This window comes from Treponema sp. R6D11, from assembly GCF_054786075.1.
This window is the reverse complement of the sequence record NZ_BDHD01000107.1, coordinates 1-6,358: the sequence shown is the minus strand read 5'-3', so window position 1 is coordinate 6,358 and position 6,358 is coordinate 1. Positions and strand designations below refer to the sequence as shown.

The 6,358-nt window shown below is 47.0% G+C and carries 5 protein-coding genes and 1 pseudogene; 5 read left to right on the top strand and 1 reads right to left on the bottom strand.

All coding sequences use genetic code 11. The features are described 5' to 3' along the window. The coding region (locus tag ACYVTD_RS09025) for a glycoside hydrolase family 5 protein (RefSeq protein WP_461247449.1) at nt 1-907 on the bottom strand (907 nt) is incomplete at its 3' end. 69 nt (nt 908-976) lie between these two features. Between ACYVTD_RS09025 and ACYVTD_RS09020 the strand changes: the two genes are divergently transcribed. From ACYVTD_RS09020 to ACYVTD_RS09000, 5 genes and pseudogenes are all read left to right on the top strand, one after another. Continuing rightward, nucleotides 977-2,572 carry a glycoside hydrolase family 43 protein gene (locus ACYVTD_RS09020; protein ID WP_461247448.1) on the top strand — a complete coding sequence of 532 codons (1,596 nt, stop codon included), beginning with the start codon at nt 977-979 and terminating at the stop codon, nt 2,570-2,572. Beyond that, nucleotides 2,545-4,425: a sialate O-acetylesterase gene (locus tag ACYVTD_RS09015; protein ID WP_461247447.1), complete on the top strand. Its 1,881-nt coding sequence runs from the start codon at nt 2,545-2,547 to the stop codon at nt 4,423-4,425. Before ACYVTD_RS09020 ends, ACYVTD_RS09015 begins: the two co-directional genes overlap by 28 nt. 3 nt (nt 4,426-4,428) lie before the next feature. Next, on the top strand, nt 4,429-5,172 hold the full coding sequence (gene nadE / locus ACYVTD_RS09010; protein ID WP_461247446.1) for an NAD(+) synthase: 744 nt from the start codon (nt 4,429-4,431) through the stop codon (nt 5,170-5,172). Then, nucleotides 5,169-6,020, top strand: a complete 852-nt coding sequence (locus ACYVTD_RS09005) for a hypothetical protein (RefSeq protein ID WP_461247445.1) — start codon at nt 5,169-5,171, stop codon at nt 6,018-6,020. Before nadE ends, ACYVTD_RS09005 begins: the two co-directional genes overlap by 4 nt. Nucleotides 6,021-6,029: 9 nt before the next feature. Next, nucleotides 6,030-6,358, top strand: a pseudogene (locus tag ACYVTD_RS09000) (MotA/TolQ/ExbB proton channel family protein); the annotation flags it as partial.

Below are 6,358 nucleotides of genomic sequence, written 5' to 3'. Positions count from 1 at the left end.
ACGCGATATTTCTTTTTTCAAGCTCTTCGCGGATAAACTTGTACCATATAACGCGGTCTTCATGATTGCTCTGCCTCATAAACACCCCGAACTCGCCGCAGAAAATGGGAACTTTTTTCTCCTTGGAAAATTTATCAGCCTTATCGAGCGTAGAGGTTAGCTTCGCAAGCTTTGAATCTTCCTCATAATGTTTCAGGGATTCTTCCACCCATGTCCCTATGAACGTTTCATGGGGCTCCGGTATCCTGTCCTTATCATAGGGAAACGGAAGGCCGGATAAAGGCGCTAAAGACGGCTTGTTCCATGTCGCCCCCTGATGGGTAAAAATATGGGGATCGTAAAAGTGAAACGTATAAATAAGGTTTTCATCTTTATATATGGGAACCATCGTCATCTTTTCCAGGGAATTATAGTTTGTGCCGCCGACGATAATGGTATGCTTTTGATCGTTTTTCCGTATCGCTTTAATTGCCGCCTCCTGGATTTCGCTCCAGCGTTCGTCTGGAATCCCATGCGGTTCGTTCAATATTTCATAAATAACAAATTTACTTCTATTCTTAAAATGTTCCGCGGTCTGCTCCCAGACAGGAAGAAGAATTTTGTCAATGTGAGTGTCGGTAGGGTCAATTGGGTGAAAAGAATGGTTGTCTAAGATTATGTATAGTTCATGTTTTTCCGCCCAATCTACCGCCGTATCGAGGTATGCTAAAAGGCCTTTTTCCAGAGTATGGGCCTTGTCGCCAAGGGTAAAATTATGAAACGCTATAGGGACGCGGATAACGTCGGCTCCAAGTTTTTTTACGTCGATAAAATCCTGTTCCGTAAATTTGGTAAAGACTATATCCTGAAAAGTACGCGCTTCAAACCATTTGGAAAAGTTAAAACCGCGCGAAAAATGGGTATTCATTGTTTATATAACTCCTGATTTATGTTATAGTGTATTTTACAAAATAAATAAATATGGTAGGATATTCCTATGAGTATAAAAATAAATAATCCTATTTTAAGCGGATTTTACCCCGATCCGTCAATTTGCCGGGTAGAAAGTAATTTTTATCTGGTTAACTCCACATTCGCGTATTTTCCCGGAATTCCGGTTTTCCACAGCACCGACCTGTTGCACTGGAAACAAATCGGTAACGCCATAGACAGGCCGGAACAGTTAAATTACGAAGGCCATCAAATTTCCCAGGGGCTGTTCGCGCCTACAATCAGGTACAATAAGGGCATATTTTATATCCTCTGCACTTTAATCGGAACGGGAGGTAATTTTTTAATTACGGCGAAAGACCCCGCGGGCCCATGGTCCGATCCTATCTGGTTAAAGGAAGCCGACGGGATTGATCCTTCGATATTCTTCGATTACGACGGGAAAATTTGGTACTGCGGCACGCATCCGGCGCCGGACGGCGAAAAATATTCTGGCAATTATGAAATATACATACAGGAAATCAACCCGTCCCTTCTTGCCGCCGGGAAAAATCCCCTTACAAGCAAACCTATCGGCATCTGGCGCGGCGCCCTGCGTAATTCAATATGGCCGGAAGGTCCGCATATTTATAAAATTGACGGCATGTATTATCTTCTTCACGCCGAAGGCGGAACCGGCCTTGATCACGCCGTCTGCGTAGCGCGGTCGAAGAACATAAACGGCCCGTGGGAAGGGAAAAAAAGCAACCCCGTAATAACCCACAGGCATTTGGGGAAGAACGCGGATATCATCAACGTGGGACACGGCGATCTTTTTGATGACACAAACGGAAACTGGTGGATGGTTCTTTTGGCGTCCCGTCCCCATTACGGGGTATGCCCGCTTGGACGGGAAACTTTTATGGTTCCTATCGTCTGGGAAGACGGCTGGCCGTGCGTGCTTTCAAAATTCGGGCTTATAGAAAAAGAATTTAACCTTCAGCCCTTGCCAGTTACAAACGCGGATCCCGAATGGAGTTACGAGCCGACCTGCGACCATTTTAACGGGAAACTGCCGTTCCACTGGCTTACGCTCCGCATGCCCGTAAATAAAAAAGACTGCGCCGTAAGTTTTAATTCCCATTCGGGCGCGTTACGGCTTTCTACAAAAGCGGCAACCCTTCGCGGAACGGAGCATCCGGCTTTTGCGGGAAGAAGAGTCAAGCATAAAAACTGGGCTTTTACCGTTTCTATGGAATTTACACCTAAGGGGGCAAACGAAAGCGCCGGCGTAGTTTTACTTCAAAACGAAAATTTCCAGTTCCGTTACGAATTATGCGTAGGGTTGTCCGGTAAGCCGTCATTGCGCCTTATACGCGCGTCGGGAAAAGACGACGAGAAAGTCGCGGAAACGGAATGTCAGGAAACAGAAAAAAATATCGTGCTTGCCGTAAGATGCGAAGAAATGGCCCTTTCCTTCTTTTACGGAAAAGATCAATATTCCCTTACCTGTTTTTCGGATCATCATGACGCGAAATTTTTAAGCACTGAATTTTCAGGCGGCTTTACGGGCTTAATCGCGGGGGTTTTCGCTTCCGGCAACGGCAAGGACACTGAACATTACGCGGATGTCTTATGGACGGAATACAGAAAACTGACATAAAAGTTTCAGGCTTGTCAACATTGATAAGTAACGGAATGATCATACAGCGCGACGAGCCTTTCCCGATTTGGAGCGGGGAAAAACTTTCCGTAACATTTTTAGGCAAAAAATTCAAATCGCATAATATTGACGGAAAATGGCTTTTAACACTTGATCCCGTACAGGCGGGCGGGCCTTTTACAATGGACATTACCGCCAAAAACGGCTCGTTTTCCGTAACGGATATTTACTCGGGGGACGTATGGATGTGCGCCGGGCAGTCCAATATGGAAATGCAGATGGAACGCCTCCGCGACAATTATCCTGAGGAATGGGAATGTAAAGAATTTCCCCTTATCAGGCTTTTTAAGGTTCCGCAGGAATGGGATTTTTCCCTGCCACGCGAAGAATTAACCGGCGGAGGGTGGATTTCCCCGTCCAAGGAAACATTGCAGGAGTTTACGGGCGCGGGCTGGTTCTTCGCGAAAGAATTCAACAAAAAATACGGCGTTCCCATTGGGCTTGTAAGGACGGCATGGGGCGGCACTCCAATTGAATCATGGATGAGTACGGACGCCCTTAAAGATTATCCTGAAAAAATTGCGGAAGGCAAAAGTTACGCGGACGAAGCCAAAAACGCGCAAGTCATAAAAGATTCGACGGACGCGATTAACGAATGGGAAACATTTTTAAAAAGCGAAGATCTGGGCCTTGCCGACGATTGGGAAAAAGAGCAAACGGGCATTTCAAGCTGGGATGAAATTACCCTGCCAGGCGATTTTTCTTCGACGGGACTTTCTAATTTTTGCGGTGTAATCTGGCTTGCCAAAGATTTTGAGGTAAGCGCTTCTTTTGCGGTAAAGAAAGTTTTTATCTGGCTTGGCACGATAACGGACGCGGACACGGTCTATATAAACGGCGTTGAAATAGGAAACACGGGATACCGCTATCCGCCGCGCAAATACGCGTGCAAGGGGCTTATAAAAAAAGGCAAAAACCGCATCGTAATAAGGGTTACGTGCAACTGTGGCGACGGCGGCGTTACGACTGACAAGCCTTTCCGCGTATTTACGGACGATGAAACCGTTGAATTGTCGGGAACATGGAAATACAAAGTGGGCGCGACTACCCCCGTGCGCCCGGGAGAATTTTTCTTCCAGCGCCTGCCGACGGGTAACTTTAACGCCATGATAGCCCCGTTGTTAAAATATCCCTTAAAGGGCGTTTTATGGTATCAGGGCGAATCCAACGATTCAACCCCCGATGATTACGCTAAATTATTCATTTTAATGATACAGGACTGGCGGAATAAATACTGCGGGAAGGAACTTCCGTTCATCTTCGTCCAACTGCCCATCTGGAAATCCCCTTCAAATAACATTGAGGATTCCCCGTGGGCGCTAATAAGGGAAGCGCAGGCGCAAGCCCTCTCCCTTCCTACTACGGGAATGGCATGCGCCCTGGACCTTGGCGAATGGAACGACCTTCATCCGTTAAATAAAAAGGATGTGGGGCTCCGCTTGTTCCTAGCGGCGGAAAAAACGCTGTTTAACGCGGACAACTCTTCGCCCGGACCGGTCTTGCGGCAAGTTGAAAAAAAACAGGAAAAGCTTTATCTTTACTTTGACAACTGTTCAGGCGGGCTTAAAACCGTTCCTGAAGGCGCAACAGCCCATGTCACCGTAATTGACACGGACAAGCAAGTTATCCTCCCTGCTGAAATAACCGGGAAAGACGTTATTTGCGTCGACTTGTCTTTCTTAAAAGGGCCGAAAAAGATTTTATACGCGTGGGCGGATAATCCCATCGACAGGCAGTTATTCAACAGCGACGGCCTTCCGATGCTTCCGTTTAAGGCGGAAATTAAGGAGTAAAATATGTTTAACGCGGCGGAAGTAAAACTGGAAATTATTGAATGGCTGCAGAATTATTTCGAAGAAAACGGCAAAGGCTGTAACGCGGTCATCGGTTTGTCGGGCGGCAAGGACAGTTCGGTAACGGCGGCCCTTTGCGTGCAGGCGCTTGGAAAAGACAGGGTTTACGGCGTGCTTATGCCGCAGGGGGAACAGCACGACATAGGCTATTCGCAGGAACTGGTCTCTATTCTTGGAATAAAACATTTTGTTATAAACATAAAAAACAGCGTGGACGCCCTGCTTTCATCAATAAAAGAAAGCTCGCTCTCGCTTAACAGGCAGGCTACCATAAATATACCCGCAAGGATTAGGATGACGACGCTTTACGCCGTCTCAGCCGTTGTAAACGGAAGGGTCGCCAACACCTGCAACTTAAGCGAGGACTGGGTCGGTTACGCGACAAAATACGGCGACGGGGCGGGCGATTTTAGCCCCCTGTCCCGCCTGACCGTTACGGAAGTAAAGGCTTTGGGCAGGGAACTGGGCTTACCGGAAAAATTTATCGAAAAAGTCCCCGAAGACGGGCTTTCCGGCCTTTCAGACGAGGAAAACCTCGGGTTTACCTACGCCGTTTTGGACAGGTATATCAGGGAAGACGTATGCGAAGACGCGGAAACAAAGAAAAAAATAGACGTTCTGCAAAAAACAAACCAGCACAAACTTGCCCTTATGCCGCATTATATCTATAATCTTAATAACGAATGAAAAAAACTTTTTTTTTGGTAATAGCCGCCTTGCTGTTTGGCGGCTGTGTCTCCGTAATGGAAAAGGCGGGACGTAAAATCGACGGCTCCGCTTCCGCCGAAAAAAAAGTGTCGGTTTACCGCTCCAGCATAAAGAAAGGCGCCGCACAAGACATGGCGGTTACGGTAATTAAAAACAAGGCGGCGGAACAATCCGTCCTTATCACTCTAGATAAATATCCCATGATGAGGCTTCGCGGTTCAATGCCGGACGAAAACGGGGAAATCATGATTAATTCGCTTGAATATTTCGCAGGCAGCGTTCACGGCTGGAACGAATACTCGATGGAAATACTTGGAACGGGCTCCCTTTCTTTCGCGGATACTTGCGTTCTGGAATTAGACAAAGAAATTGAACATATTCAAATAACATCGGGACGTATCCGCCGTTACGACACCCACATCACGGGGGACGAGGCGTTAAAAAGCCTCAGGAACAGAAACGAGCGCATTATCGCTACGGCCGCGTGGATGGCGTCCTATGACTCGCCTGAAAAACAATCAATAAAAGACATCGACGATTTTGAAGAATTCTGGCAACCGATACTGTTTCCTGAAATGGTATCAAAAAAGAAAAGGCCCGACGGCTGGCTACAGGAAGGCGATACTTTTGTAAAAGCCGAAGACATACGCTGGAATACCGGTTACACGGGGCGCGTATTTTCCGAGGAGCTTAAACCCGTGCGGGATTCCGGCACCATGCTTAGGGATTGGGAAGAAACCCTTTCATGGATATACTTGTATTATGAATGGGAAAACATCAAAGAAACCCTGACCCAAAAAATAATTTTACAATCTGTAAAAAAATAGGAGATATTTATGGATAACGCTTCATTTTCCGTACTGGAACTTTTTAAGCTAGGCGGCGCTTTTATGTGGCCCCTGCTTGTTTTTTCCATCGCCACCGTCGCAATTTCCCTGGAACGCGCCTACTACCTTATTTACCACAACCTTCGCGTAGACGACATAGCGTCCGCCGTTTCAGATTACGTAAAATCGTCAAATTATTCGGCGGCCTGCGAATATCTTTCCGGCATGACGGAAAGGCGGATGGGCGCGAGGATTCTTCTCGCTCTATTAACGCGGGAAAAACCTGGCAAGGATTTTTCCGAACACCGCGCCGAACGCATCGTGGAATCAGAAGCCGC